Genomic DNA, 23,169 nt, shown 5'->3' with positions numbered 1-23,169 from the left:
CAATCCGCTCGGATGAGCCTGTTTCCTTACTTACGGCTGTGCAAAAACGAACGCAGCAAAACAGGCAGGCGATCGACAAACGATTCGCGCAGACTGTAGGAGGAAACGGTCGTGCTGCCTGCGTAGTGCGCGCGAATCAGCCCGGCCCGGCGAAGCGCCGTCACGTGATGATGGACGGTGCTTTTCGCAAGCGACACTTGCTGCTGCAACTCTCCCAGCGTGCAGTTTTTTTCAGCGAGGCAGCGCAGGATGTGCAGCCGCTTTTCATCCGCGAGACACTGGGTGAGTGGCAACAGCTCCGTTAGCGGCTGCGACTGTGCCTGTCCGGCATCTTTTACCGGATACAAGCAAGTGGCGAGGCCGCGGTAAAAGTCGAGCACCGAGGTCGGAGCGCAATGGTACTGGGGAATGAGCACCACCTCCCGCAGTTCCGGGACCGGCTCGATCCAGAGCCCATTTGAGGCATGGTCGACCAGCTCGATGGGCGACATGTTTTGCGCCTGCTTTGCCATTTCGGCGGCGCTTCGCTCCAGGCTTGCCAAAATCGCCGGCGCGAGCTTGGAAAAGTAATGCTCGTTCCACCGCGCCAAAAGCGACACGCTATGGTCGCGAAGTTCGCCGAGGTTGAGCGGAATCGTGTCCACCCACGGAGCCAGCCGCTCGTAGATTTCTCCCGGCGGAATGCTTCCCAGCCACCCGAGAAAATCATCGACCGATTTTTTCTGCGGGCTTTGCGCAACCAGGAGCACCAGCCTGTGCAGCACCTCCCAGCGCTCGTCCGCCAGCTCGTCGGCAAAAGCGTCCGGGAGCTGCTTCTTCGTCTCTTCCATCCAGGCGTTGCCGAGCTGCAAATGCTTTCTTTCCTTCTCGTGAATAAATGCATACAGGCTGATGATGCATTCATAAACGACAGACCATTCGATTTTTATTGAATATGAGTTGTTCATTCGATCACCATCGAACTTTTTATTTTTTTCAGTGTATCACTTCTGTTTGCTTTTGAAAAGAGCATGGCTATTGGGGGATTGGAGTACGCGGTTTTTTCGCGGCTTTGCTTGCAAGGGGAGGGAGGGGTGCAAGTTGACAGCGAGTGCCCCTTCTCGAGCCCTTCCCCCAAGCAGACAGCAAGTGCACCTTTCCCCAGCAAAAAACCCCGCCAGGTTTCTGACGGAGTTAGCAGCAAGCGAACCTGTTTTTGCTCAGACAAAAGGCGGGTCCCACGCTTTTTTGCGCCAGCCGAGCCGATATTCCACCACGTTCAGCTCGCGATCGAGCACCACGTCGACGCCAAACGGCAGCTTCCGGTCGTACCAGAAGCGCACGTCGCTCCAGGTGACCTCATACCCGTCCTGGCGCTCCTTCCAGGTGACGTGGATTCGTTGGGCGAAGCCGAGAAAAGCGCGCACGCCGTCCACGCCGACAGTCGCCTGAATGATCTCGTCGCGGTACTGCTTCGGGTAGACGTCCTCCAAGAGCACGTGGTCATACTCGATTCTTCCCGTATAAAACCGCTGCTCCGCCTCAATCACGAATCGCCAGCGAAACGGATGGAAGCTGGGCAAAACATGGCAGACGCCGTCTGTGTTCAAGGCGCTTTTCACCCGTTTGACCTGGCGCTGGTGCTGCCAGGCGCGCACGCCGATGTACGCAAACGTAATGGCGTAGGCGGCAGGAAACAGCACGGCAGCTTCCCCGCCGAAGCCGATCCACCAAACGGCCGCCGTCAAATGAAGCGCAAACAAAAACGGTTCGAAAATCGCCAGCACGTCGAGGTGCACCCAGCGGCGGCTGAACGGCCGGATGCACTGGACACCGTACGCATTCAGCATGTCGAGGAAGACGTGTAGCACGACGGCCAACAACGTCCAGCCGTACAACATGCCCCAATACTCCATCTGCCCGAAGCCCCAGGCGACGGGAAGCGAGATGAGGAGCGGCCAGAGGAACAAGGCGGGAAGCGAATGAGTGATTCCCCGATGAAAACGGATGTAAAAAGAGATGCCGCGAAGTCTGGCCACCGTGTCAAAATCGGGGGCGTGAGAGCCGACTACCGTTGCGACCATGACCGCTTGCGCCAACACCGGATCGTGCGCAACGGCAGGAGTGAGCTGGGCCAGGCCCGCGAGCGTGACCCCGAGCAAAAGATGGCTGGCAGTGTCCATGATAATCCCTCCCTTTGCATGCTATCCCTTTCGCTTTTACTGTACGAAACGAACAGCGGGATTTCGGTAAAGCGCAGGTAAAAGTTATCCGAAGCTTTTGACGGCAGCTTTACAAAATCTCTACGAATGGAGGCAAAAACGGCCTTTATACGAGAGAGAAGCGGGCCAATTCTTTTCCGCATAAAAAAAGCAACCTGTCACCGAAGCAACAGGCTGCTTGACTCACCAATCTATACGCAAGGTTTTCTAATTGCTTTTTTACGTCAGGCGCAGGAACTCGTCGATGTCTGCCACAGCCAGGTCGACTGCTTTTTGCCAAAACTCGACGGTCGTCATGTCTTCGCCCAGATGCTTCTTCGCCAAATCCTCGACCATCAGACGGCCGGTGTCCTGCAGGAGCGCATCGTATTTTGCCGCGAAGCTCTCGCCTTCTTCCAGCGCACGCGCGTACACGCTCAAGCTGAACAAGTAGCCGAAAGTGTACGGGAAGTTGTAGAACGGATAGCTCGTGATGTAAAAATGCAACTTGGACGCCCAGAAGTGCGGCTCGTACTCCGCGAGGGCGTCTTTGAACGCCGTCTTTTGCGCCTCTTCCATGATGCGGTCCAGCTCGGCTGCGCTCACCAGACCTTTTTTGCGCTGCTCGTAGAAGTTTTTCTCGAACAGGAAGCGCGCGTGAATGTTCATGAAGAACGCGACGACGGATTGCAGCTTGTCTTCGAGCAGCACGAGGCGCTCTTCGTCGTTGGCCGCGTTTTTCACGGCAGCGTCGGCGAGAATCATCTCGGCAAACGTCGAGGCGGTTTCCGCTACGTTCATCGCGTAGTTTTGGGCGAGCGGCGGCAAATCCCACATCACCTGCTGGTGGTACGCGTGCCCCAGTTCGTGCGCGAGCGTGGAGACGTTGCTTGCGCTTCCCGCATACGTCATGAAGACGCGGGACTGCTTGCTCACAGGGAAGCTCGTGCAGAAGCCGCCCGGACGTTTTCCCGGGCGGTCCTCCGCCTCGATCCAGCCTTCTTCAAACGCCTTTTGGGCGAACTGCGCCATGCTCGGATTGAAACGGTTGAAGTGCTCGACGATCAAGGCAGCGGCCTCGTCGTACGACACTTTTTTGTGCACGCTTCCGACCGGAGCGGATACGTCAGACCAGCTCAGCTTGTCGATGCCGAGCAGCTTCGCCTTGCGTTCCAGGTAAGCGACGAGACGGTCTTTGCGATTGTCGATCGCCTGCCACATCGCTTCGAGCGTTTTTTCCTGCATCCGCCCGATGTCGAGCGGCTCGCGCAGCACGGAATCCCAGCCACGATGGCGGTACAGGGCGAGACGGAAGCCGCCCAGGTGGTTGAGTGCTTGCGCGCACAGCTCGGTTTCCTTGCCCCATGCTTCTTTCCATTTGGCAAATACTTGGCTGCGAACGGCGCGGTCCGGATGGCTCATCAGGTTGGAGGCTTGCCCTACGGACAACTGCTTCGTCTCCCCGTCCAGCTCCACTTCGATCGTCATCCGGCCCACCACGGCGTTGTACAAATCTTGCCAGGCGTGGTAGCCGTCCACAGCGAGGTCGCTCGCCAGCACTTCCTGCTCCGGCGACAGCTTTTCCTGGGCGCGGCGACGGCGCTCGTTCAGCACAAACGCGAGCGGCTGCAGCTCCCCGTCCTCCAGCAAGCTGTTCCATGCCGCTTCGTCGATGCGCAGCAACTGTTCATCCCAGCGCGTCAGCACGGCGCCGAATGCAGCGGAGATCGTTTTCACCCGTCCGCCGAGCAGCTTGGCTGGTTCGTCCTTCACATTTTGCGCGGTCAGGCACGAAATGAACGCGCCCGCCTGTCTCATCCGCACCGCGATGCTTTGCACCTCGGAGACAACCTCCAAAAACGCGTCCTTTTCCTGCAAGGCGAGTGCGGCATCCTCTACGCGGGCTTTCAGTTGCGAAATATCTTTTTCCAACTGCTCCAGAAAAGCCAAAAACGCAGTCGACTCGCTTCCACCGGGAAATAATACATCCAAATCCCAACGCTGCGGCAATGCTTTCGTCATATGTATCCCTCCTCCAAAACTCTTGATAAAATAATTTCTATAAGAAGCAGGTGATTCCTTCTAGTTTATGCAGTTCGTCCGGGCGGCTATCATCGCGGCACGTCGCCAGCCATCCCGCGCCTGCCAAAAGCTGCCGCGAGCAGTAGAAAGCCTGGCTGCGCCAAGCCATTGCATTGGTGCAACCTTCCTTGCCTTATACCGGATAAAAATCTTATCAATTCTTATTTGTACGAAAAAACGACTGCCCGCAAGCAGTCGCTTCCAACCTTGCTTTTTCACGCAAGCAATCGCTGCTATCGCACGGGCAAGGTGAACGTCTCTCCTTGCCGCTCGACGATAATCCGATTTTTTTCCTCGCCCGCTGCCGCAAGCAAACGCTGCATCGGTTCGTCTACCGGCTCGCGCGAGAGGACGAACGTGTTCCAATGAATCGGCGCCAGCCATTTGCCCCGGCTCTCCTTGAACATTTGCCACGCCTGCTCGGGCGTGCAATGCGCAGCCTGGTAGGAATCGGGCTTGTAGGCTCCGATCGGCATGAACACGAGGTCAAACTGTCCAAACTCTTGCGGCAAACTCTCCATCGACATGTAGGCAGTGTCGCCAGGGTACAAAATGCGCACGCCGTTTTTCTCGATGACGTAGCCGTTGTAACCGTAGTCATGGTTCCACGGGAAACGGTTGCCCCAGTGTCTGACCGGAATCGCCGTGACGGTCACTCCGTCTTTTGTCGTCGTGGCTTGCCCCGGGGCAAGCTCCTTGCAGGAGGCAAACGGCATGCGGCGAAGCAGTTTTCCGGTATTGCTGGCCGTGATGACGTGTGTGTACGGATGAGCCAGCCGGCGCAGCGTCGGCAGGTCGACATGGTCCATATGGGCATGGGACAATAAAATCAAATCCACGCTGCCGATCTCGTCAAAATCAAGAGCGGGAGGCGTGAAGCGCCTGGGGCCAAAATGCAGCAGCCCTGCGACGCGAAGTCCCAATTTTTCGCCTAATACCGGGTCAGTCAAGATTTTGGTTCCGTAAACATTCAACAGAATCGTCGAGTGGCCTATCCACGTAAACGTCACCTCATCATCAGACCAGTTCTCAGGCGCAGGCTTCGCATCCAGCTCTCGAAACGGCGGCTTCGGAAGCTGTCCCATATGGTACCAGTAACGGTACGCCACGTAGCCAAAAAAGCCCACAACGAGCAGTCCGAGCAGGTAGCCAAGCCAGATGAGGATCGTACTTTGCATCAGAGAACACCTTTTTCCATAACGTGATTGTCTCATTATAGCAAACGATTCCGTCTGGAACGCAAGGGCAAAACATGCCGGAAACTGCTGATTTCCACATAAAACCGCACCTGTCCACTACGCGAAAAAGCACCTGCCCTCCAGTCGCGGAAAGCAGGTGCTGGCAAAGCAGATTGTGATATACTGCTACTGCCGTATGGATCGTTTGAACAAGGAGGAAAACCAATGATTTTGCACAAAGGGGAAACGCTGTTCCGCCAAGGCGAGACAGGGCCGCTCTACCATCTGAAAAGCGGCATGCTCAAAATCAACCGGGTGCACGCAGACGGGACGCTCACGCTGGTCAACGTCATCGTGCCAGGCGAGACGATCCCGCATCACTCGCTGCTCAGCCCGAATCCTTACTACGGAACAGCCGTCGCGCTCGTCACCTGTGAGGTCGAAGTGCTGTCCGCGGCCGACTGGTACCGCGAACTGGAAGAAAACCACGAGAAATGCCGGGAGATCGCCTTGCAGTTGCAAGGAAAGCTGCGCATGATGCAGCAGCGCATCGACCAGTTGTCCGAAGTATCTCCGGCGGAAAGACTGCGCAAGCTGCAACTCTGGTTCCAGTCGTTCGTTCCCGTCGCTTCCCTGTCCGAAGTGCTGACCCAGGACGAAATCGGCCAGTTCATCGGGCTGCGCCGGGAAACGGTCAACCGCTTGCTGCGTGCCCAGTCAGGCGCCCGCAAGTAAGCGCTGCGAGCTTGCTTCCAGCTCTTAGTCCAGCGTTCCGGCAGGACCGAAAAACTCAAAGTGAATGTCCTGCGCAGGCACTCCCCACTCCTTCAGGGCCCGATTGACTGTTTTCATGAAAGGAACCGGGCCACAGAAATAGAAGCTCGCGTTTTTGTCGGCAATGACGCTTTGCAGCCAAGGCAAGTCAATGTAGCCCTCTTTGTGAAAGGCTTGCGCTGCCCGATCCTGCTCGGTCGGCTTTTCGTAGCACCAGAACGCTTTTACTTGCGGATGCTGGGCAGCCAACTCCTCCACACTGTCTCTCATCGCATGCACGTTTCCGTTTTGCGCTGCGTGAATGAACGTCACCGGGCGGTTCGAGCCCGTTTTCACCAGCGTTTTCAGCATGCTCATCATCGGTGTCAGCCCTACGCCGCCACTGATGAGCACGACAGGTCTGTCATCCTGCTGGTCAAGAATGAAGTCGCCTGCTGGCGCGGACAGAGGCAAAATGTCTCCTTCGTTAACGTGCTCCCACAAGTACACGGATACTTTTCCGGCTGGCTTGTCGCCAATCGCGTCCTCCCGTTTGACGGAGATGCGGTAGTACGGATTGCCCGGCGCATCCGAGAGGCTGTATTGGCGAATGTGCGTATTTTCCTCTCCCGGGATCTCCATTTTGACGCTTACATACTGACCTGGCTCGTAGCTCGCAATCTCTTTCCCGTCCTTCGGTACGAGGTAAAAGGACGTGATGACATCGCTCTCTTTTACTTTGCGCTCCACGACAAACTCCCGGAAGTCGGCCCAGCCGCCTGGCTGATTCTCCGCCTGTTCGTACATTTCCGCCTCCACGCTGATGAACGCGTCTGCGATTACCCCGTACGCTTCCGCCCAAGCCTCGATGATCTCGTCTGTCGCGGCATCGCCCAGCACCTCTTTGATCGCACCGAGCAAGTTTTCCCCGACAATCGGATAATGCTCCGGCTTGATGCCCAAGCTGCGGTGCTTGTGTCCGATCTGTTTGACGACGGGCAAAATCGTTTCCAGCTTGTCGATGTACAGGGCAGCCGCATACACCGCATTAGCCAGTGCCGTTTGCTGTCTGCCTTGTTTTTGGTTAGCGTGATTGAAAATGTTCAACAACTCTGGATGGTTGGCAAACATCCGTTGATAAAAGCGTTTGGTTATCGTTGTCCCGTGCACTTCCAGTACAGGCACGGTGGATTTGATAATATCGATCGTTTTTTGGTTCAGCATATTGGCCCTCCTTGAAAAATCAACCTGTGATCTATGTCACTAGTGTACCGGAGCAAAGCTTTTGCCTCCTGTGATTGTAATCACAGGAAAAAGAAACGATTTGTGACAACAAAAAAAGAGCTTCCTGCCTGCTGAAGCTGGTTAATCATAAAAGTTTTACGAGATTTGGCCCTGTTGCTCCGTCCTGCGCTATAGTAAGATATAACCAAAATTGGAGGGGGTATGCTGCTTGACTTTGGAAGAATACAAACAACGCGCATCCGAGCAGGACGACTGGGCACCGGGCTGGGACGCGATCGACGAAGTGTTCCATCAGCTTTATCCTGCACAGGAGCCTGCACATTATGCGACAAATATGGTGAATCGCGCCATGTTTGGCGGGGACGCCTATTTGGATGGCTTCAGCATTTATCAATCTCCGAACGGCTACAAGCACATTTTGACCTACGGCATGACGGAGCTGTACACGGACGAAGAGGCATACGGCGGCGAATGGAGCCGTTGGGGCTATGAGATGACGATCAAGTTAAAGAAAGATTCCAACGAGGAATGTATGTGGGCGATCGACATGCTGTCCAACCTGGCGCGCTATACATACACCCAGAAACGGTTTTTCGAGCCTAACCAGTTTGTCGCAGGGAACGGCACGTCGATTCATATTGGCACAGATTCGGCGATTACGGCCCTGCTCATTGTAGAGGATACAGAAGCAAAAGGAATCGACACCGTCCATGGCAGAGTAGAGTTTTTGCAACTGGTCGGCATTACGCAAAAGGAACTGGAAGCGTTGAAGGACGACCCTGCGCAGGCGGAGACATTGATTGCAGCGATGAAAAAGGACAATCCATACTTGCTGACAGATATGAACAGGGTTCAGTCTTACTTGTGAACAGCCGAAAAAAGCACCGGGCATGACGCGTTCCCCGTCGGCAGTCTGGCAGTCTGCGACTCTATGTTTCTGCAGCACCGTGCGCAAAGCTCCTGTCTCCTGCCATCCGGTTCAACGGGGAAGGAATGGAACTGACATTGAAAATAGGTTTAGTAAGACATTACAAAGTCAAGCAAGATTATCCAAAAGGTGCGTTCATATGCGGCCGGGACGTGAATGCATGGTTTCAAACGTACGACCTGGCCGACATTGAGGCAGGCCGGACCGACCTGAAAGGAATTGAGTGGAGCAGATGCTATTCCAGCTCGCTTTCGCGTGCGGTAAAAACGGCGGAGCTGATCTTTCAGGGACCGATTACGCAAATGGCCGAGCTAAAGGAAATCGCGCCGCCTGCCTTGCCTGCACGGCTTAGGCTGCCGTTTTTGCTCTGGGCGATTCTGATTCGCCGAGGCTTCAACGGACCGAAGTTCAAAATTGCGAGCAACGGCGCGCTTTATTTGTTCGAGCGGCAACAGCCTGAGTCGTGAGCAAACGTTTGTGCCAGTCGAAACGTTTTGCCTATTAGAAAACCTGGCTGCACCAGGCACTGGCGACAAGCCTTCGCGGCCCCGATCCAAAAAAAGATCATCCCTCGCCTCGGCCGGGATGATCTTTTTGCTTCTATTAAATAGTTGGCGGCGCTTCCTCGATCCGCTCTCGCACAAACCGGGCGATGCCGTCTATGTCGTCTACGTGAAAACAGGGCAGCTCCGCCTGCTTCTGCTCTCCCCAGCTTACCACTCCGACCAGGTTGGACACGGACCGGAGCAATTCAGCATCTTCCGGCCGCCGCAACAGCACGAGCTTGGGGTAGCCTTCCCGCTTGAAGCCTTCCACGAGGACGAGGTTCGCTCCGGCGGCCGCGAGACGCTGTACGAGTACGGCCAGCTCTTGCGGGCGCTGCTCGACGATTGCCGTCTTCGTCCGCGAGGTGATTGCCACGATCGAAGCTCCTGCCTCGCGATAGCGCCACGTGTCTTTTCCAGGCTGATCCCATTCAAAATCGTGGCCGCCATCGTGCTTGATGACGCCAACCCGCAGCCCGGCGCCCTCCAGCAGAGGAATGAGCTTCGTCAACAGCGTCGTCTTGCCACTGTTGGAATAGCCGACGATTTGCAACACGCACGGCTGTTTGTCCAGGTCCATTCGCTATCCTTCCTTCCTCCAGGTCGGGGCCGCATGGGTTAAAACTTCGACCAGCTCGCCCGCCTGCTTGCCGCTTCCGCCCGGCGGAATGACGATGAAGCATTCGCTGTCCTTGAGCGTTCCGAGATTGCCCGCCTTTTCATTGAAATCAGGCACCGCCAAAAGTCCGCCGTCTTGTTCCAGCAGCCTGCCGCGCAAATAGCGCGGGAACGGGCACGGCTTTTGATAAGAAACGGCCAGCCTCGCCCGGATTGCGTGCGGGACGACTTCTGCCGCCCCGGAAAGGCGCCGGATCGCCGTCCGCGCGAACAGCTCAAAGCCGAGGAAACAGGCTCCGGGATTTCCCGACAGCGCCAAGTACGGCTTGCCTCCAACGAGCATGCTCGTCGTCGGACTGGCCGGGCGCATCGCTACCCGGTTGAACAAAAGTTCCACGTCCGGCTCGTCCGTCAGGAGCGCGATCACATCGAAATCGCCCACTGACACCCCTCCGCTGGAGACGAGCACATCCACTTGCTGCATGTATTCGCTGATTTTTTGCTTCGCCACGGCGAGTTCATCGGGCAGGCCGGAAAAGCAAACAGGGATGCCCCCCGCCTCGGCAATGAGAGCGGTCAGCATCACCATATTGCTGTTGCGAATTTTTCCCGGGACGAGCGGCTCGTCAATGCCTAACAGCTCGCTGCCCGTCGCCAGAAGACCGACTCGCGGCCGGCGGAAAACATCGACTTGCGCGTAGCCAAACGTAGCCAGACTGGCGATCGTGCCTGCGTTGATCCTCTCGCCAGCCTTGGCGATCACCGTTCCTTTTGCCATCTCCTCGCCGCGGCGGGAGACATTTTCCCCAGGCTGCATCGCCCGCTTGATCCAGACGGTTTCCGCGTGCTCGCCAGGGTTTTGCGTTTGCTCAAACATAATCACGGCATCGGCGCCTTCCGGCATCATCGCTCCGGTCATGATCCGCGTAGCGCAGCCTTCCGTCACGGTTCGCTCAGGCACCTGTCCCGCCGCTACGGTTTCGATCACCTTGAGGGCGAGCGGGCTCGCGATCGTAGCCCCGACCGTATCCGCCGCCCTTACGGCAAAGCCGTCCAGCGGCGAGCGGTCAAAGTGCGGCAAATCGTACGTTGCGTACAAATCGCAAGCCAAAATTCGCCCGTAAGCCTCCCCGATGTGCACCCGTTCTGTTTCCAGCGTAGGCAATGCCGCGAGCCATTTGCCCATCGCTTCCTCTACCGAGACTGTTTGTCGCGCAAAACGCATCGTCCGTTCCTCCTAATTGTGACCGCCCATCACGCCGTTTTTGTCAGCCGACGTTTACTTCCAGATCTTCTATCGGTTTTTCCTTGTATTTCAAATCTTTATTAGCAGTGAACGAATCCGCCTTTTCGATCTTCACTGCCGTATTGTATTCCGGGATACCCGCGAACGCTTCGTACACGCCTTTTGGAATCAGCACGTTTCCTTCCGGCCAGTACACCTGGATATTCCCTCTTCTCGTATCTTCAAACTTGGCGCGCCCTTGGTAGGTGCCATAGCTATTATACACGACAATCGTTTCGCCTTCCGCAATGCGCAGTTCCCGCGCGTCTTCCGGATTGATTAAAATATCGTAGCGATCCGCGTTGTTGAACGGGTCTTTGTTGCTGTAGATCATCGAGTTGAACTGCTTGCCGCGGCGGGTGGTCACGTAAAAATGCCCTTCCGGCTTGTCAAGCTGCGGAATTTCGATCGGCAGCAGATTCGCTCGGCCGTCTGGCGTCGGGCACACTCCGTCCTCGCACAGCCAGGCCCCTCCCCATTGAAACACATCTCCGCGTTTTTTCAAATGCTGGATGCCGTCGTAGTTCGGATTCGCCTGCGCGATTTCCGCACGAATTTCCTCCGCGCTGGCAAAATGCATGAGGTGCTTTTTGTCCGGATGCACGCGCGCAGCCAAATCGACGTAAATCTGCCACTCGGCCCGCGCCTCTTCAATCCGTGGTCCCTCGATCTCGGCGCTGAAGTACACCATCCGCTCCGTACTGGTCGACGTGCCGCCGCCCGGCTGCTCGTAGCGCGTCATCGCCGGCAGGACGATTACCTCTTCCTTGGCATCGACGAGGGTAGACGTGTTGAAAATGATGTCCTGATGGACGCGCAGCTCGACATTCTCCAAACATTTTTCCATGAAGTCAGGGTCAGGCATCGTCTCCAGGAAGTTGCCGCCGCTCGTGTAAAACAGCCGCGTCTTGCGCTCGTGTCCATCGGGCAGCAGGGCGTTTTCGAGCGAGATGCCGACAATATCGCCTTGCCATTTCGGGATCGGGAACTTCCACAGCTTTTCGATTCTCGTCCAGTTCTTTTCGTCAAAATCGCCGCCAGGCAAGCTGAACGGGTCCGCTCCCATCTCCCCGGAGCCTTGCACGCCGGAGTGGCCGCGAATCGGCATCACGCCGCAGTGCTTCCGGCCCAAAAAGCCGCGCAGAATCGCCAGATTGGCAACGGAGGAAATGTTGTCGGTCCCAAAGCGGTGCTGGGTCAGTCCCATGCTCCATACAAATACGCCTGATTTGGCATTGGCGAGCAAAAGCGCAAATTCTTTCAGCCGCTCCCTGCTCAAGCCAGAGGATTGCTCGATCTGATCCCACGGCAGATTGGTCACATGCCCCCGCAGCTCCTCGATGCCGTTTGCATGCTCCCGGACAAACTCGCGGTTGATCGCCGAGCCCGGATTGGCCTCCTCCATCTCAAACCAGTGCTTCATCACGCCGTTCATGAAGGCGATGTCGCCGCCGATGTTGACCTGGTAAAAATCGTCCGCGAGCTTCGTGCCGAACACAGCGCTCTCCGGCACCGACGGAATCCAGTATTTTTCCATCGCCGGCTCTTTGTAAGGGTTAATCAGGATGATCTTCGTTCCCGCTTTTTTGGCCGCGTACATGTACTTCGTGGAGACAGGCTGGTTGTTCGCCGGAACCGAGCCGAAGAAGACGAGCACATCCGTGCCGATCCAGTCCTGGTAGTTGCAGCTTGACGCCCCGATGCCAAGCGACCGCTTCAAGGCTGTCTTGCTCGGCGAGTGGCAAATGCGGGAGGCGTTGTCGATGTTGTTCGTCCCCAGAAAACGGGCCATTTTTGCTGCCGTATAGTACACTTCGTTAGTAATTCCCCGCGCAGTCAAGAAAAACGCGAGCTGCTTAGGACTGATGCCTTTGATCTTGTTCGCGATCCGGTCCAGAGCGTCGTTCCAACTGATCCGCGTGAATTTGTTTTCGCCCGGCTTGCGCGACAGCGGATAAGGAATCCTGCCCAGCTTGCGCAACTCCACGCTCGACATCTGTTTTAGAGCGCTTACATCTTCGAGCCATTTGTCATCCATGGCAGGCATTGTATTGAGGCGCAGCACGTTCAGGCGCGTCGTGCACAAATGCGGGCCTGTGAGAGTCTGGTCGTACAGACCGGATACGCCGAGCGCGCAGCCGTCGCATACTCCCTGGGTCAAAATCCGGTAGGCGTAGCCCAGGTTGTCCCGGTTGTCATACACGACCTTCATCGTGTCAATGATGTGATGCGGCTTGATTTTGCCAAGTCCCATGGGTATCATGGAAGCCCACAAGGAAGGCTTCAGCGACGTGTCCAGTTTGACGGGTCCATTATGCTTGGTCTTGCCCATTTGTTTTTACGCTCCTCTCTGGTCAAACACGCGTGAGATTAAAAAAACCACCATGAAACCGTCCCTGATCCCTGATAGGAAGAGAGCGCGTTCACGGTGGTTGTCTCCGGCAGGTTCGCTACCTAGTCTCAACGTCGTGTTTGCTTGCGAAGTCCGCTTTGTCTAACCGGTGAACAGGAACGCTGCTTCGCTTAGACTTACGGTTCGTTTTTCCATTTTTTCTCGATGTCCTGATCGAAAACAAAGATGGACATCCCAAAATCACGTTCAATGTCAATGTCGACGAACAGGTCGACGAGTTTTGCGCCCAGAAACGCTTCCATGTCAACTGGCTGGTGTTTCCGATACATCTCCTTGACCATTTCGGTTCTGGCAGCTCGTAGTGTCTGCTTTCCATCTTCCGAAGTGGCAATGAACTTTTCCACCGGCGAAAGATTGCCCTCCATTTCGCAGATCGCCCAGTTTTTGCAAAACGTGGTGCTGATCTTGCTAGGTCCTTTCCCCATATGGCGCTTCCGGAAAGCTCTGACCAAATTACTGAACTCTGCTTCGAACTTATTCATCGACGGTACTCACCTTTATTCCAATCATTCTCTACTAAGACTTTACCATTGATTAACTAGCCAATTCAACTGACTTTTCTCTTTGTCTGGCTTCTTCCTTCAATTTTTTAATATCCAACCGGATTAAGAGGGAAATAAAGAAGGCTACAATGAACATCGCAGCGAACACGCTCATCGTTCCTGTGTAGCTTTGCGTCGTCTCGCGCACCCATGCGGCGAAGATCGGGCCTGCCAGCCCTGCCGCCGCCCATGCGGTCAAAATGTAGCCGTGAATCGCCCCGAGCTGGCGCGTGCCAAACAGGTCGCCAATGTAGGCAGGAATCGAGGCGAAGCCGCCTCCGTAGCAGGTCATGATGATGAACATCGCGATCATGAACAGCACCGGGTTGCTCATGTTCGGCAACAGGAAGAACAGCACCATCTGGATCGCGAAGAAAGCCGTGTACGTATTCGCCCGCCCGATGTAGTCAGACAGCGAAGCCCAGCCGATTCGTCCGCCGCCATTGAACAAGCCGTTCAGGCCCACCATCAGCGCAGCGGTTTGCACGGACATGCCGACCATTTCCTGCGCCATCGGCGAAGCGACGGAGATGACAGCAATTCCACAAGTCACGTTGATGAACAGCATCAGCCACAGCCAGTAAAAACGGCGCGTCTTGATCGCTTCGTTGGCGGTAAGCTGGCACAAGTCTTTTTTGATTTGCTTGTCGCCTGCTGCCCCTTCGGTCGAAAAACCTGCGGGCACCCAGCCTTTTGGCGGCGGAGACAAATATTGCGCAGATGCAAACATGACGACGAAATAAATGATACCTAAAATGTAAAAGGTGTTCGCAATGCCGACACTCTCAATCAGCGCGTTCATGATCGGGCTGGCGATCATCGAAGCGAAGCCAAAGCCCATGATCGCAAGTCCTGTCGCCAGTCCGCGGCGATCCGGGAACCACTTCACAAGCGTAGACACCGGGGTAATATACCCGACCCCAAGGCCGATTCCGCCCAGCACGCCATAACAAATGTACAAAAGCGGCAAGCTGGCAAGCTGGATGGCAAGCCCGGAGCCGACAATCCCGACGCCGAAAAAGATCGAGGCGAGCGTTCCCGCTTTTCGCGGCCCGTGCTTTTCTACGTAGTGTCCGAGAAAAGCCGCGGACAGCCCGAGAAACAAAATCGCGATGCTGAAAGTGAACTGCACATCGGGCAGTTCCCAGCCAAATTGCTGGGTGATCGGCTTGGTAAATACACTCCACGCGTACACCGATCCAATCGAGATGTGGATCCCCACCGCAGCCAGTGCAATCAGCCAACGGTTTTTCACTTGTTGCTCCATCATGTTCATCTCCTTTAAAATGGTCTTGGTTGGAATGAAGCCCAATCACTGGTGCGCCACTCCGAAAGCAAAAAGAAAAACTGCTGATTTCATCGACACCCCCCGCTTTTTCCGCACACACGGAAACAAAGGTATCAATGAAACACAGCAGTTAATCATCAGCAGGAACGCTACGTCAGCATCAACAAGCACGTGCCATCGTATTCAATTGGCGATTCACAGCGAGAGATTCGGTGACAGGTTCGCTGTTCCGTGTCTTTTCGCTCTATACGCGCAGGAAGTTACTGAAAGTAGAAAATTTTATGACACTTTCACCCTCACATAGTATACTACCATGTAAGCGCTCACTCGACAATATTTTCTCTGTCAAAATCTATTCACAACTTGTCATTTCTCCACGCATGAACATGATACGGGAGGTTCGCATGTCAAAACTGAGCAAAACAACCCGCCTGCGCGTCCTGAAAGTGACGGCTGACCAGCACCACTGGGAAGACGACGAGATCGTCACGGAGTACCCGCTCACGATTTTTCTCAATGACGAAGAGTTCGCCACCGTCGTCTGCACGCCAGCCGATCTGGACGAGATGGTGATCGGTTTTCTCGCAGCGGAGGGAGCCATCCAAAGCTTCGGGGAGATCAGGCAGATCACGATAGACGAGGCAAAAGGGCTGGCCTACGTAGACCTGCACAAAGAAACGATTTTGTCCCAGAGCTTTTACTCCAAGCGCAGAATTACGTCGTGCTGCGGCAAAAGCAGACAGTCCTTCTACTTTTTCAGCGATGCCCGCACAGCAAAGCCGGCGAGCGGCACCACCACCGTCACCTCTGCCCAATGCACCAGACTCATGGACGAGCTGCAAGCCTCCTCCGTTATCCATCAGCAGACAGGAGGCGTTCACAACGCGGCTCTGTGCACGCCTGACCAAGTTCTCTTGCAATATTCGGATATCGGACGCCACAACGCGCTGGACAAAATTTACGGGAAGTGCTTGCGGGATAATATCTCGACCGCGGACAAGATTCTCGTGTTCAGCGGACGGCTCTCGTCTGAAGTTTTGTTGAAAGCCGCCAAGATCGGCGCAGGCATCATCCTGTCCAAATCGGCTCCGACCGACCTCGCCCTGCAACTGGCAGAGGAACTGCAAATCACGGCCGTCGGCTTCATCCGCCAAAACAAAATGAATGTGTACACGCATCCGGAGCGGATCATTTTGCCCTAGCTCCGCTTCTTGCGTGAAAAACAGGACAAGCTTACGGCCGTCCTGTTTTTCTGCGTTGCTCTTCGCGGATGGCAGCCGCGTACTCTTCCGGAGTATTGGCATTGAACAGCGCCCACGGGTCGAGCCAGCCGTCCGGCACTTCCAGGACGGACAGCTTGCGAATCGTATTCATCAGCCGCAGCTCGCCCTGCTCCAACGCTTGTTCCCAGACGGGCTGCGTGCTTTTGCGGTACAAGGCGCACAGCGGATGAATCCGCCCCTGTGCCGAAGGAATGACCGCGTCCCAACCGTCTTTTCCGGCGGCATAGGCGAGCAGGCTTGCGAGCTGCGTCCGGTCCATAAACGGCAAGTCGCAGGAGAGCACGAGCAGCACGTCCTTCCTACACAGGCGAAACGCCGTCACCAGGCCGCTCACGGGTCCCGCTGACGGCACCAGATCGGCCGTCACGCTCACGCCGTCTCGTTTGACAAGCTCTGCCGGGATGCGCTCAGGCTCGTTGCACACGATCAGGCAAGGCATCCCCATCGCCAAAATTTCTGTTCCCAGCTCTGTCACCAAGGTGCCTTCGCGCCATGGAAGCTGGTCTTTCGCGACGCCCATCCGGCTGCTTTTTCCGCCAGCCAGAATGACCGCGTGTACGTTTGGCTGCATAAACATCTCCTGCCGTCTCCAAGATTTTTTCCTGCAAGGGTTGACAATAACCACTATTAGTTTATAATAATTATAAATAAGAAATCATTTTAAAAAAGGAGAGGTTACGATTATGGAAAACACTATGTTCAACGTTTTGAATAAACAAGTGGCAAACTGGACAGTTCTGTACACCAAGCTGCACAACTTTCACTGGAATGTAAAAGGCCCTCACTTCTTCACCCTGCACGCGAAGTTTGAAGAGCTGTACAACGAAGCTTCGGCGCACATCGACGCATTGGCAGAGCGCGTGTTGGCAATTGGCGGCAAACCTGTAGGCACATTGAGCGCATGTCTGAATACAGCGAGCATCACAGAAGCGGAAGGCAATGAAACCGCCGAGCAAATGGTGGAAACCGTCGCCCGCGACTTCGCGATCCTCGTCGACGAGCTGAAACTGGCAATCGAGGCTGCCGAACAAGCAGACGACGAGGCGACAGCGGACATGCTCCTGGAAATTCGCAGCGGTCTGGAAAAACACATCTGGATGCTCAACGCTTTCCTGCAATAACAGCTTGCCCGTTACCATCCCATACAAAAAGGCGATCGTGCTTGCACGTCGCCTTTTTTGCTGTGAATCAAGCGGCTACCCAGTCCAAGTCCGAAGCAGGCAAGCCGTCTTTTCTGTCTACGCCAGTGAAAAAATCAGCTTTCTTCCATCTTTTCCCACTTTTACCTGAGGCAGATACTTCAATGACTTTTGTACGCCGATGTACGGGCTGGCGAACTCTACGTCATGCCGTTCCTTCAAAATCGAACAAAGATCGGCCAGGGACATCGGAGACATGCTTTCCCGCAAGATGTTCTCGATGTGATTGGCCACTTCCTGATAATTGTGACGAATGTGGGTCTTTCGTACCTTGATCCGCTTCACCATATCTGTCGGAAGCTCCTCAGTCGCCACCGCTACTTCGTCAGACAGCTCAGTTGCATCAAAGCCTGCCTCGGCATCCATTTCCCGAATCCGGTTCAGAATTTGCTTGATGTCTGCTCCCAACTGCTTGTCCTGGTCTACGTATTGCCGGCGCAGAGCCATTCGCTGCTCCAGCATGGCCTGCAGTGTCATCTGCAACGCTTTCCGTTCATTAAACATTGCGCTATGTATTCCCCTTTTCACAAAAAGTAGAATTTTATGGAATGTACCCTCAATGATAATATAACTCGTCCCCCTTGAAAACGAGGAATTTAGGCGCACAAACGCTGACGACTTTCGCGATAGCCAAAAAAACGAGCTAACTCCCTTATATGAAAATCTCCCCCAAGCATGCCTATACTTAAGGGAGTTGTCAGTGTCCTACACAAACGATTATTTCCTCAATACCTGAAATTCGAAACGATCTTCTGCAGTTCTTCGGACATCTTGGACAGAGCCAAAGCTGACGAAGCAATTTCTTCCATGGAAGCCAACTGCTCTTCCGTAGCAGCAGAAACATTTTGCGTTCCGGCTGCTATTTCTCTGGCTACTTCCCGTATGGTTGCCACCGATTGCACAATGTCTTCCATCGACCCTGCGACCCGCTGCGCACTGCCTGACACCGCTTGAATCTGAACAACAACATCGCCCACTGAGCGTTGGATGTGCGCGAAGGAAGTTTCTGCCTGGGTTGCTACTACCATACCTTCGCTTACTTCGTTTTTCACTTGAGCCATGGAAGCTACCGCTTTTTGCATCTGTTCGCGGATCATCGAAATTAAATCGCTGATTTTACTTGCCGATCCGGCTGACTGCTCCGCAAGCTTTCTTACTTCCTCTGCAACGACAGCAAATCCCCTGCCGTGTTCCCCTGCCCTTGCCGCTTCAATAGCTGCATTCAAAGCCAGCAAATTCGTTTGAGCAGCAATGTCGGTAATCACTTGAACAATTTCGCCAATTTCCTCTGAACGATCGCCCAAATCTTGGATTGCATTTGCCAGGTCATGCGTCTTGGCGTGAATGGAACCCATTTGTTCGTTTGCGGTTTGGAGCGCCTGATTTCCTTCCTCTGCCACTTGCGCTGCTTGTACGGCGGAAGCGGATACTTTCTGGGCGTTGGCCGCAATTTTTTCAATTTCTTGCGCCATTTCGTTAAGTGTCTGGGCACTCTGGTCTACGCTGGAGGCTTGTTGCTCGGAGCCCGAGGCTACTTCTTGCATGATGGAAGCGACTTGCTCGGTGGCTCTGCTTGTTTGTTCAGCGCTTGCCGTTAACTCTTCCGCAGATGCGGCAACCTGTTCTGCATTGACGCCCACTTGATGTATCAGGGTACGCAAGTTGTTTTTCATGACGGTAAAGGAACGCGCCAGTTCTCCGATCTCGTCCTTGTTCTTTACCACGATATCTTCCACAGTCAGGTCTCCCGCCGCCATTTTTTGTGCAGAAGAGGCCAACAAGACGACGGGTCTCGCAATCCAGCGCGAGACAAAATAGCCAATGCAAAGTGCCAAAACGACTGCGATCGCACTGATGATGAGTCCGGTTGTGATGACGCCGTCTACCCGAATGGAGTTTTCTTGCGAGGCTTGCGTCATTTGTGCTTGTTCCCGCTCATTGATTTCGTCAGCTACCGCCCGAATGTCCCTGGAAAGCGGAAACAACGTGGTCGTGGCGATTTCCAGAGCCCGGTCGCTGCTCACGGAGAGAATCTGGTTTTTCACTTCATCGTATTGCTTGTTCAAAGTCTCGATTTTGCCCAGCGCATCCTTGGTCTCTGGCGTTGAGGCGATTTCCATGGTGGAGGACACGAGAGCAGATAGCTCCTTGCTTGCCTCCTCCATTTTTTTCGCGGCTTCCGGATCTTGCGTCAGCAGGTAATCCCGCAAACTGCTGTTCATCTGCGTTGCCTGTACCTGAATCGCCTTGGCGTTCAGGAGCACTTTCGCCTGTACGTCTACCAGCTCCGTGTACGAGGTGTCCACTTCCTTCAGAAAGGCGAACGACAGTCCACTCACGATCACCATAAGCAGAGACACCGCTAAAAATCCGCCAATGATTTTCTTTCTGATTGTCCATTTCATGCTGTACCCTCCGATTCGCAAGGAAATACGTTCTTGTTACGAGCAGTCATACTGGTTTCGTTGGCGGCGACGAGCTTGTCGATGGCAAGCCCTTCCTGCCGATTATAAGCATACAGGCAGAGTTGGCTTTGTTGCAAGTCGGAGGAAAAAGAGAGAGCGTCAAGAAGTTCGCTTGGCCTCAGCGCTTTAGCGCTTTATGGCAACAAGCGCCAAGAAAAAACCCCAGACGAGCTGCAACAACTCGCCTGGAGTCCATCATGGTCAAACGTCATCGAAAAACGCATTTTTGTCAGCCAATTTTCGCTACCACTTTTCCTTTCCCTTTACGAGTAGCCAGTTCAGCCAATGCTGCCGGGACTTCCTCCATTGCAATGATTTTCTCAACAAGCGGATTCAGTTTGCCCTCTTGAAGAAGGAAGAGCATATGGTTTCCGATTTCTGAGAGTTTTTGCTGTTCACGTACATGACCGGACTGATGCACGCTTCCAAGTGCTACTTGGTGAAAAGACAGGGGACGTGCAAATGAAATCGCATCATTCACATCAGGAGCTCCGGCAATAAACGCAATTTGTCCGTTAAAAGCAAGAGCCTTCAAAGATTTTTCAGCATTTTCACGTCCTACTGTATCAAGGACCAAATCTACCCCTCGTCCGTTCGTGATTTCCAAAGCTTTCTCTACAAAGTCTTCTTTTTGGTAGTCGATGGCATAATCGGCTCCCAAGCTCTTTACATACGCATGATTCATAGAAGAGGCGGTTGTTAACACCGTCAGTCCTGCGTTTTTCGCCAGTTGAATAGCAAAGCCGCCTACTCCGCCTGCTCCTGCATGAACGAGAATCGTCTCCCCTCGGGAAGCTCGCATTTTATGGAACAGGGCTTGATACGCTGTATATCCGGCACATGGAAGAGCAGCAGCTTCTTCAAAGGACACGCCTTCTGGAATGACCGATACTGTATGAGCGGTTGTCACACCATATTCAGCATATCCGCCTTTTTTCGTCAAATCACTGTGATAGACAACTCTGTCTCCCGCTTGGATATTTGTTACCTTTTCGCCTACTTCTTCAACCACGCCAGCGGAATCCAACCCCAAAACATGCGGGTATACCCAATTGGGATTTCCTCTGATCCCTGTTTGATAGTCTACAGGGTTACATGCAGTAGCTTTTATTTTGACCAGGATTTCACCTGGCTTCGGCGACGGTTTTTCTACATCCCCTACTTTCATTTCAAATACGTTTGCTTTTTCTTCGAGCAGTAATGCCTTCAATGTAAGCTCCCCCCTTTAATAAGCACCTTGTGAATACGTTAACTCATAACTGTGTGTATAAATTTCGAGTACATTCCCGAACGGGTCTTCGCAATACACCATTTTATACGGCTTTTCATTTGGATAATATTCACGAATAGGCATACGTTGCTTCCCTCCGTGAGCTACCACTTTTTCAACAAGCCCTTCAATATCAGGATCTTGTGCACAAAAATGAAAAATCCCCGTTTTCCAAAATTCAAAGTTATTTTCAGGAGTTCCATTTGCTGAAAATTCAAATATTTATACACCGACTTTATCAGATGTTGCCAAGTGAGCGATTTTCAATTTTCCCCAGCCCCTTCCAAATACATCTGTGCACATTTGTCCAATCGGGCTATCGTCTTCTCGAATTTCAGACGGTTTCATAATGGCATACCATCCTAATACCTCTGTATAAAACGCAACAGCTTTCTGTACATCCGGAACAGATAATCCAATATGGGAAAATGAACGAGGATATGTGTTCGTCATTTTTTCTCTTCTCCTTTTTACCTTTCGTTCTTTTTCAGTATAATGAAGGACATGTTGGAATGGAAAGTCGGCACTTTCATGTAACCAGGTACCCTAATCGTAACCATCGTTCATGTTTACTTGGCTATATGTGGGCAAAACCAAGAACTTTCACGTGGGGGATCAACGTTGACTACGCCAAAATACAATGTACCAGTGGAAGCAACGCTGGAAGTAATCGGAGGAAAATGGAAAGTTGTCATTTTATGCCTGTTAAAAGAAGGAGAAAAACGCTTCAGTGAACTGCAAAGAGGCATACCACTGATTACGAAAAAAATGCTTTCCCAGCAGTTAAGAGAATTAGAGGAAGACGGAATCATCAGCCGGAGAGTTTACGATGATGTTCCCCCTAAAGTAGAGTACTCGCTAACGGAAGAAGGAGAAAGTTTGCGCGAAATTTTACAGGCAATGTGCGCATGGGGAGACAGAAGAATGGGGAATCAGCCGGATTGCAGGTAAACTGGTGCCGAATGCCAAGGATACTTTGTCAAACTGTATCGTTTCCCTCAATCCTTCTGTTTCACGTTGATAAAGATTAATACGACGAAGAATTTCAAGTCTTGGGAGTCCATACGACTTCTCATTGATGAATAAAAAGGGTTATTGTAGCCCAACCTCAGAGCAAAAAGAAACCCCAGACGAGTAGGTGAATTCGCTTGGGGTTCAATGCTCTAGTTCAACTTCTAAATAGTTTTAGCTTCCCATTTTTTAATACTGATTTGCTCCATGTTGTAAACGTCCATTAAATCTTGGCACAAAAGTTTGAGTTCATCTTTTTCTTTGTCTTTTTTTACATACATTAACTCTGCTTCAAAATAACTGTCTGAACCTAAGTAATTTACTAATTTGAAAGGTTTTATTTCCTTACCATTGTCTGTATGATATGACCAATTGTTTAATATAGTCCTTGTTCCGAGTGGACTCCTTTCAAACTCCTTTAAATCACCTTCCACAGACACCTTAATTTTTACCACTGTACCTTTTTTCACTTCAAAGTTGGGTACAGAGTACACATCGTTGATATTATCCCAGCTAATGCCCATAGACAAGTTCGTCTCCCTTCTAAAAACCTGGCGATAGTCTTCTACCAGCTGGAGTTGACTTTAATAAGGCTCGTGCCACAGCTATGGCTGCCCCAACAGTACTTAAATTTCTTCTCACACCGCCATCACCTTGAGCGTACATTTGATAGCGCGCAACCCCTGCTTCTGGGAAAGTTATCTCCATTTTTACATTATCAAAAACTGGAATGTTGGTCATGGTTTTTAACTTTTCGCCCTCTTTTAGGTTACCAAGCTTCTTATATAATTCTAGTTGCGCTTTAGGGTCTTGTCCATTTAGAGGCTTAACCTCCCAAACTTTATTTCCTAAAACAATGTCAGCCTCATAGTATTTATTCTTGA

21 protein-coding genes and 1 pseudogene are annotated in these 23,169 nt (G+C 53.2%); 6 read left to right on the top strand and 16 right to left on the bottom strand.

The genetic code is table 11. The features are described 5' to 3' along the window. Nucleotides 1-26 precede the first annotated feature (26 nt). The 4 genes from AC3WJN_RS07665 to AC3WJN_RS07650 form a co-directional block, all read right to left on the bottom strand. Nucleotides 27-947 (bottom strand): ArsR/SmtB family transcription factor, encoded by a 921-nt coding sequence (locus AC3WJN_RS07665; protein WP_025847993.1) that lies wholly within the window; start codon nt 945-947, stop codon nt 27-29. Between the two features lie 252 nt (nt 948-1,199). Beyond that, nucleotides 1,200-2,162: a metal-dependent hydrolase gene (locus AC3WJN_RS07660; protein WP_309479844.1), complete on the bottom strand. Its 963-nt coding sequence runs from the start codon at nt 2,160-2,162 to the stop codon at nt 1,200-1,202. Nucleotides 2,163-2,420: 258 nt separating this feature from the next. Beyond that, nucleotides 2,421-4,202 carry a M3 family oligoendopeptidase gene (locus AC3WJN_RS07655; protein WP_007781666.1) on the bottom strand — a complete coding sequence of 594 codons (1,782 nt, stop codon included), beginning with the start codon at nt 4,200-4,202 and terminating at the stop codon, nt 2,421-2,423. 293 nt (nt 4,203-4,495) lie between these two features. Beyond that, entirely contained in the window at nt 4,496-5,440 is a 945-nt protein-coding gene (locus AC3WJN_RS07650; protein WP_007781661.1) for an MBL fold metallo-hydrolase, read from the bottom strand. A 225-nt stretch (nt 5,441-5,665) separates the two neighbouring features. Between AC3WJN_RS07650 and AC3WJN_RS07645 the strand changes: the two genes are divergently transcribed. Beyond that, nucleotides 5,666-6,175, top strand: a complete 510-nt coding sequence (locus AC3WJN_RS07645) for a Crp/Fnr family transcriptional regulator (protein ID WP_007781659.1) — start codon at nt 5,666-5,668, stop codon at nt 6,173-6,175. A gap of 24 nt (nt 6,176-6,199) precedes the next feature. Here AC3WJN_RS07645 and hmpA read toward each other — a convergent pair whose 3' ends face one another. Next, nucleotides 6,200-7,417 (bottom strand): NO-inducible flavohemoprotein, encoded by a 1,218-nt coding sequence (hmpA, locus tag AC3WJN_RS07640; protein WP_007781656.1) that lies wholly within the window; start codon nt 7,415-7,417, stop codon nt 6,200-6,202. A 229-nt stretch (nt 7,418-7,646) separates the two neighbouring features. Between hmpA and AC3WJN_RS07635 the strand changes: the two genes are divergently transcribed. Continuing rightward, entirely contained in the window at nt 7,647-8,306 is a 660-nt protein-coding gene (locus tag AC3WJN_RS07635; protein WP_429779048.1) for a suppressor of fused domain protein, read from the top strand. A gap of 212 nt (nt 8,307-8,518) precedes the next feature. After that, nucleotides 8,519-8,833 (top strand): histidine phosphatase family protein, encoded by a 315-nt coding sequence (locus tag AC3WJN_RS07630; RefSeq protein WP_235694749.1) that lies wholly within the window; start codon nt 8,519-8,521, stop codon nt 8,831-8,833. A gap of 136 nt (nt 8,834-8,969) precedes the next feature. On the opposite strand, the gene mobB is transcribed toward AC3WJN_RS07630, so the two are convergent. The 5 genes from mobB to AC3WJN_RS07605 all read right to left on the bottom strand — a co-directional run bounded on the left by mobB (nt 8,970) and on the right by AC3WJN_RS07605 (nt 15,036). Then, nucleotides 8,970-9,485 carry a molybdopterin-guanine dinucleotide biosynthesis protein B gene (gene mobB, locus AC3WJN_RS07625; protein ID WP_025847984.1) on the bottom strand — a complete coding sequence of 172 codons (516 nt, stop codon included), beginning with the start codon at nt 9,483-9,485 and terminating at the stop codon, nt 8,970-8,972. A gap of 9 nt (nt 9,486-9,494) precedes the next feature. Next, nucleotides 9,495-10,754: a molybdopterin molybdotransferase MoeA gene (locus tag AC3WJN_RS07620; RefSeq protein WP_025847982.1), complete on the bottom strand. Its 1,260-nt coding sequence runs from the start codon at nt 10,752-10,754 to the stop codon at nt 9,495-9,497. A gap of 43 nt (nt 10,755-10,797) precedes the next feature. Further along, nucleotides 10,798-13,146 (bottom strand): FdhF/YdeP family oxidoreductase, encoded by a 2,349-nt coding sequence (locus tag AC3WJN_RS07615; protein WP_025847980.1) that lies wholly within the window; start codon nt 13,144-13,146, stop codon nt 10,798-10,800. A gap of 197 nt (nt 13,147-13,343) precedes the next feature. After that, nucleotides 13,344-13,709 (bottom strand): Na-translocating system protein MpsC family protein, encoded by a 366-nt coding sequence (locus AC3WJN_RS07610; RefSeq protein ID WP_007781634.1) that lies wholly within the window; start codon nt 13,707-13,709, stop codon nt 13,344-13,346. Nucleotides 13,710-13,761: 52 nt separating this feature from the next. Continuing rightward, nucleotides 13,762-15,036 (bottom strand): L-lactate MFS transporter, encoded by a 1,275-nt coding sequence (locus AC3WJN_RS07605; RefSeq protein WP_007781632.1) that lies wholly within the window; start codon nt 15,034-15,036, stop codon nt 13,762-13,764. 425 nt (nt 15,037-15,461) lie between these two features. Here AC3WJN_RS07605 and fdhD point away from each other — a divergent pair, with 425 nt between their 5' ends. Next, a complete protein-coding gene (gene fdhD, locus AC3WJN_RS07600) occupies nt 15,462-16,259 on the top strand; it encodes a formate dehydrogenase accessory sulfurtransferase FdhD (RefSeq protein WP_007781627.1) in 798 nt (265 codons plus the stop codon). Between the two features lie 31 nt (nt 16,260-16,290). Here the strand turns inward: fdhD and mobA are convergent, their stop codons facing one another. Further along, a complete protein-coding gene (mobA, locus tag AC3WJN_RS07595) occupies nt 16,291-16,911 on the bottom strand; it encodes a molybdenum cofactor guanylyltransferase (RefSeq protein ID WP_007781625.1) in 621 nt (206 codons plus the stop codon). 112 nt (nt 16,912-17,023) lie between these two features. On the opposite strand from mobA, the gene AC3WJN_RS07590 reads away from it, so the two are divergent. Further along, entirely contained in the window at nt 17,024-17,461 is a 438-nt protein-coding gene (locus AC3WJN_RS07590) for a Dps family protein (protein ID WP_007781621.1), read from the top strand. Nucleotides 17,462-17,578: 117 nt separating this feature from the next. Here the strand turns inward: AC3WJN_RS07590 and AC3WJN_RS07585 are convergent, their stop codons facing one another. The 4 genes and pseudogenes from AC3WJN_RS07585 to AC3WJN_RS07570 all read right to left on the bottom strand — a co-directional run bounded on the left by AC3WJN_RS07585 (nt 17,579) and on the right by AC3WJN_RS07570 (nt 21,727). Further along, nucleotides 17,579-18,043, bottom strand: a complete 465-nt coding sequence (locus AC3WJN_RS07585; RefSeq protein WP_007781617.1) for a hypothetical protein — start codon at nt 18,041-18,043, stop codon at nt 17,579-17,581. Between the two features lie 221 nt (nt 18,044-18,264). Further along, nucleotides 18,265-19,944 (bottom strand): methyl-accepting chemotaxis protein, encoded by a 1,680-nt coding sequence (locus tag AC3WJN_RS07580; protein WP_007781614.1) that lies wholly within the window; start codon nt 19,942-19,944, stop codon nt 18,265-18,267. A 289-nt stretch (nt 19,945-20,233) separates the two neighbouring features. Continuing rightward, nucleotides 20,234-21,214 (bottom strand): zinc-binding dehydrogenase, encoded by a 981-nt coding sequence (locus AC3WJN_RS07575; RefSeq protein WP_007781612.1) that lies wholly within the window; start codon nt 21,212-21,214, stop codon nt 20,234-20,236. 15 nt (nt 21,215-21,229) lie between these two features. After that, nucleotides 21,230-21,727 (bottom strand): annotated as a pseudogene (locus AC3WJN_RS07570) (lactoylglutathione lyase family protein). Between the two features lie 168 nt (nt 21,728-21,895). Between AC3WJN_RS07570 and AC3WJN_RS07565 the strand changes: the two are divergent. Beyond that, nucleotides 21,896-22,225, top strand: a complete 330-nt coding sequence (locus tag AC3WJN_RS07565) for a winged helix-turn-helix transcriptional regulator (protein WP_007781603.1) — start codon at nt 21,896-21,898, stop codon at nt 22,223-22,225. A gap of 224 nt (nt 22,226-22,449) precedes the next feature. On the opposite strand, the gene AC3WJN_RS07560 is transcribed toward AC3WJN_RS07565, so the two are convergent. Then, nucleotides 22,450-22,815 (bottom strand): hypothetical protein, encoded by a 366-nt coding sequence (locus AC3WJN_RS07560; protein ID WP_129552242.1) that lies wholly within the window; start codon nt 22,813-22,815, stop codon nt 22,450-22,452. Between the last annotated feature and the right edge of the window lie 354 nt (nt 22,816-23,169).

The sequence above is a fragment of the Brevibacillus sp. FW306-2-1A-C05A genome, from assembly GCF_058781555.1.
The sequence above is the reverse complement of the archived record's forward strand: the minus strand, read 5'-3'. Positions and strand labels throughout refer to the sequence as shown.

Bases quoted from the DNA above. Each gene is read 5' to 3' on its own strand.
- AC3WJN_RS07580 (WP_007781614.1), bottom strand. From the start codon at position 19,944: ATGAAATGGACAATCAGAAAGAAAATCATTGGCGGATTTTTAGCGGTG.
- AC3WJN_RS07660 (WP_309479844.1), bottom strand. From the start codon at position 2,162: ATGGACACTGCCAGCCATCTTTTGCTCGGGGTCACGCTCGCGGGCCTG.
- mobA (WP_007781625.1), bottom strand. From the start codon at position 16,911: ATGCAGCCAAACGTACACGCGGTCATTCTGGCTGGCGGAAAAAGCAGC.
- AC3WJN_RS07605 (WP_007781632.1), bottom strand. From the start codon at position 15,036: ATGGAGCAACAAGTGAAAAACCGTTGGCTGATTGCACTGGCTGCGGTG.
- AC3WJN_RS07665 (WP_025847993.1), bottom strand. From the start codon at position 947: ATGAACAACTCATATTCAATAAAAATCGAATGGTCTGTCGTTTATGAA.
- AC3WJN_RS07610 (WP_007781634.1), bottom strand. From the start codon at position 13,709: ATGAATAAGTTCGAAGCAGAGTTCAGTAATTTGGTCAGAGCTTTCCGG.
- AC3WJN_RS07585 (WP_007781617.1), bottom strand. From the start codon at position 18,043: ATGTTTAATGAACGGAAAGCGTTGCAGATGACACTGCAGGCCATGCTG.
- AC3WJN_RS07645 (WP_007781659.1), top strand. From the start codon at position 5,666: ATGATTTTGCACAAAGGGGAAACGCTGTTCCGCCAAGGCGAGACAGGG.
- AC3WJN_RS07655 (WP_007781666.1), bottom strand. From the start codon at position 4,202: ATGACGAAAGCATTGCCGCAGCGTTGGGATTTGGATGTATTATTTCCC.
- fdhD (WP_007781627.1), top strand. From the start codon at position 15,462: ATGTCAAAACTGAGCAAAACAACCCGCCTGCGCGTCCTGAAAGTGACG.
- hmpA (WP_007781656.1), bottom strand. From the start codon at position 7,417: ATGCTGAACCAAAAAACGATCGATATTATCAAATCCACCGTGCCTGTA.
- AC3WJN_RS07590 (WP_007781621.1), top strand. From the start codon at position 17,024: ATGGAAAACACTATGTTCAACGTTTTGAATAAACAAGTGGCAAACTGG.
- AC3WJN_RS07615 (WP_025847980.1), bottom strand. From the start codon at position 13,146: ATGGGCAAGACCAAGCATAATGGACCCGTCAAACTGGACACGTCGCTG.
- AC3WJN_RS07620 (WP_025847982.1), bottom strand. From the start codon at position 10,754: ATGCGTTTTGCGCGACAAACAGTCTCGGTAGAGGAAGCGATGGGCAAA.
- AC3WJN_RS07650 (WP_007781661.1), bottom strand. From the start codon at position 5,440: ATGCAAAGTACGATCCTCATCTGGCTTGGCTACCTGCTCGGACTGCTC.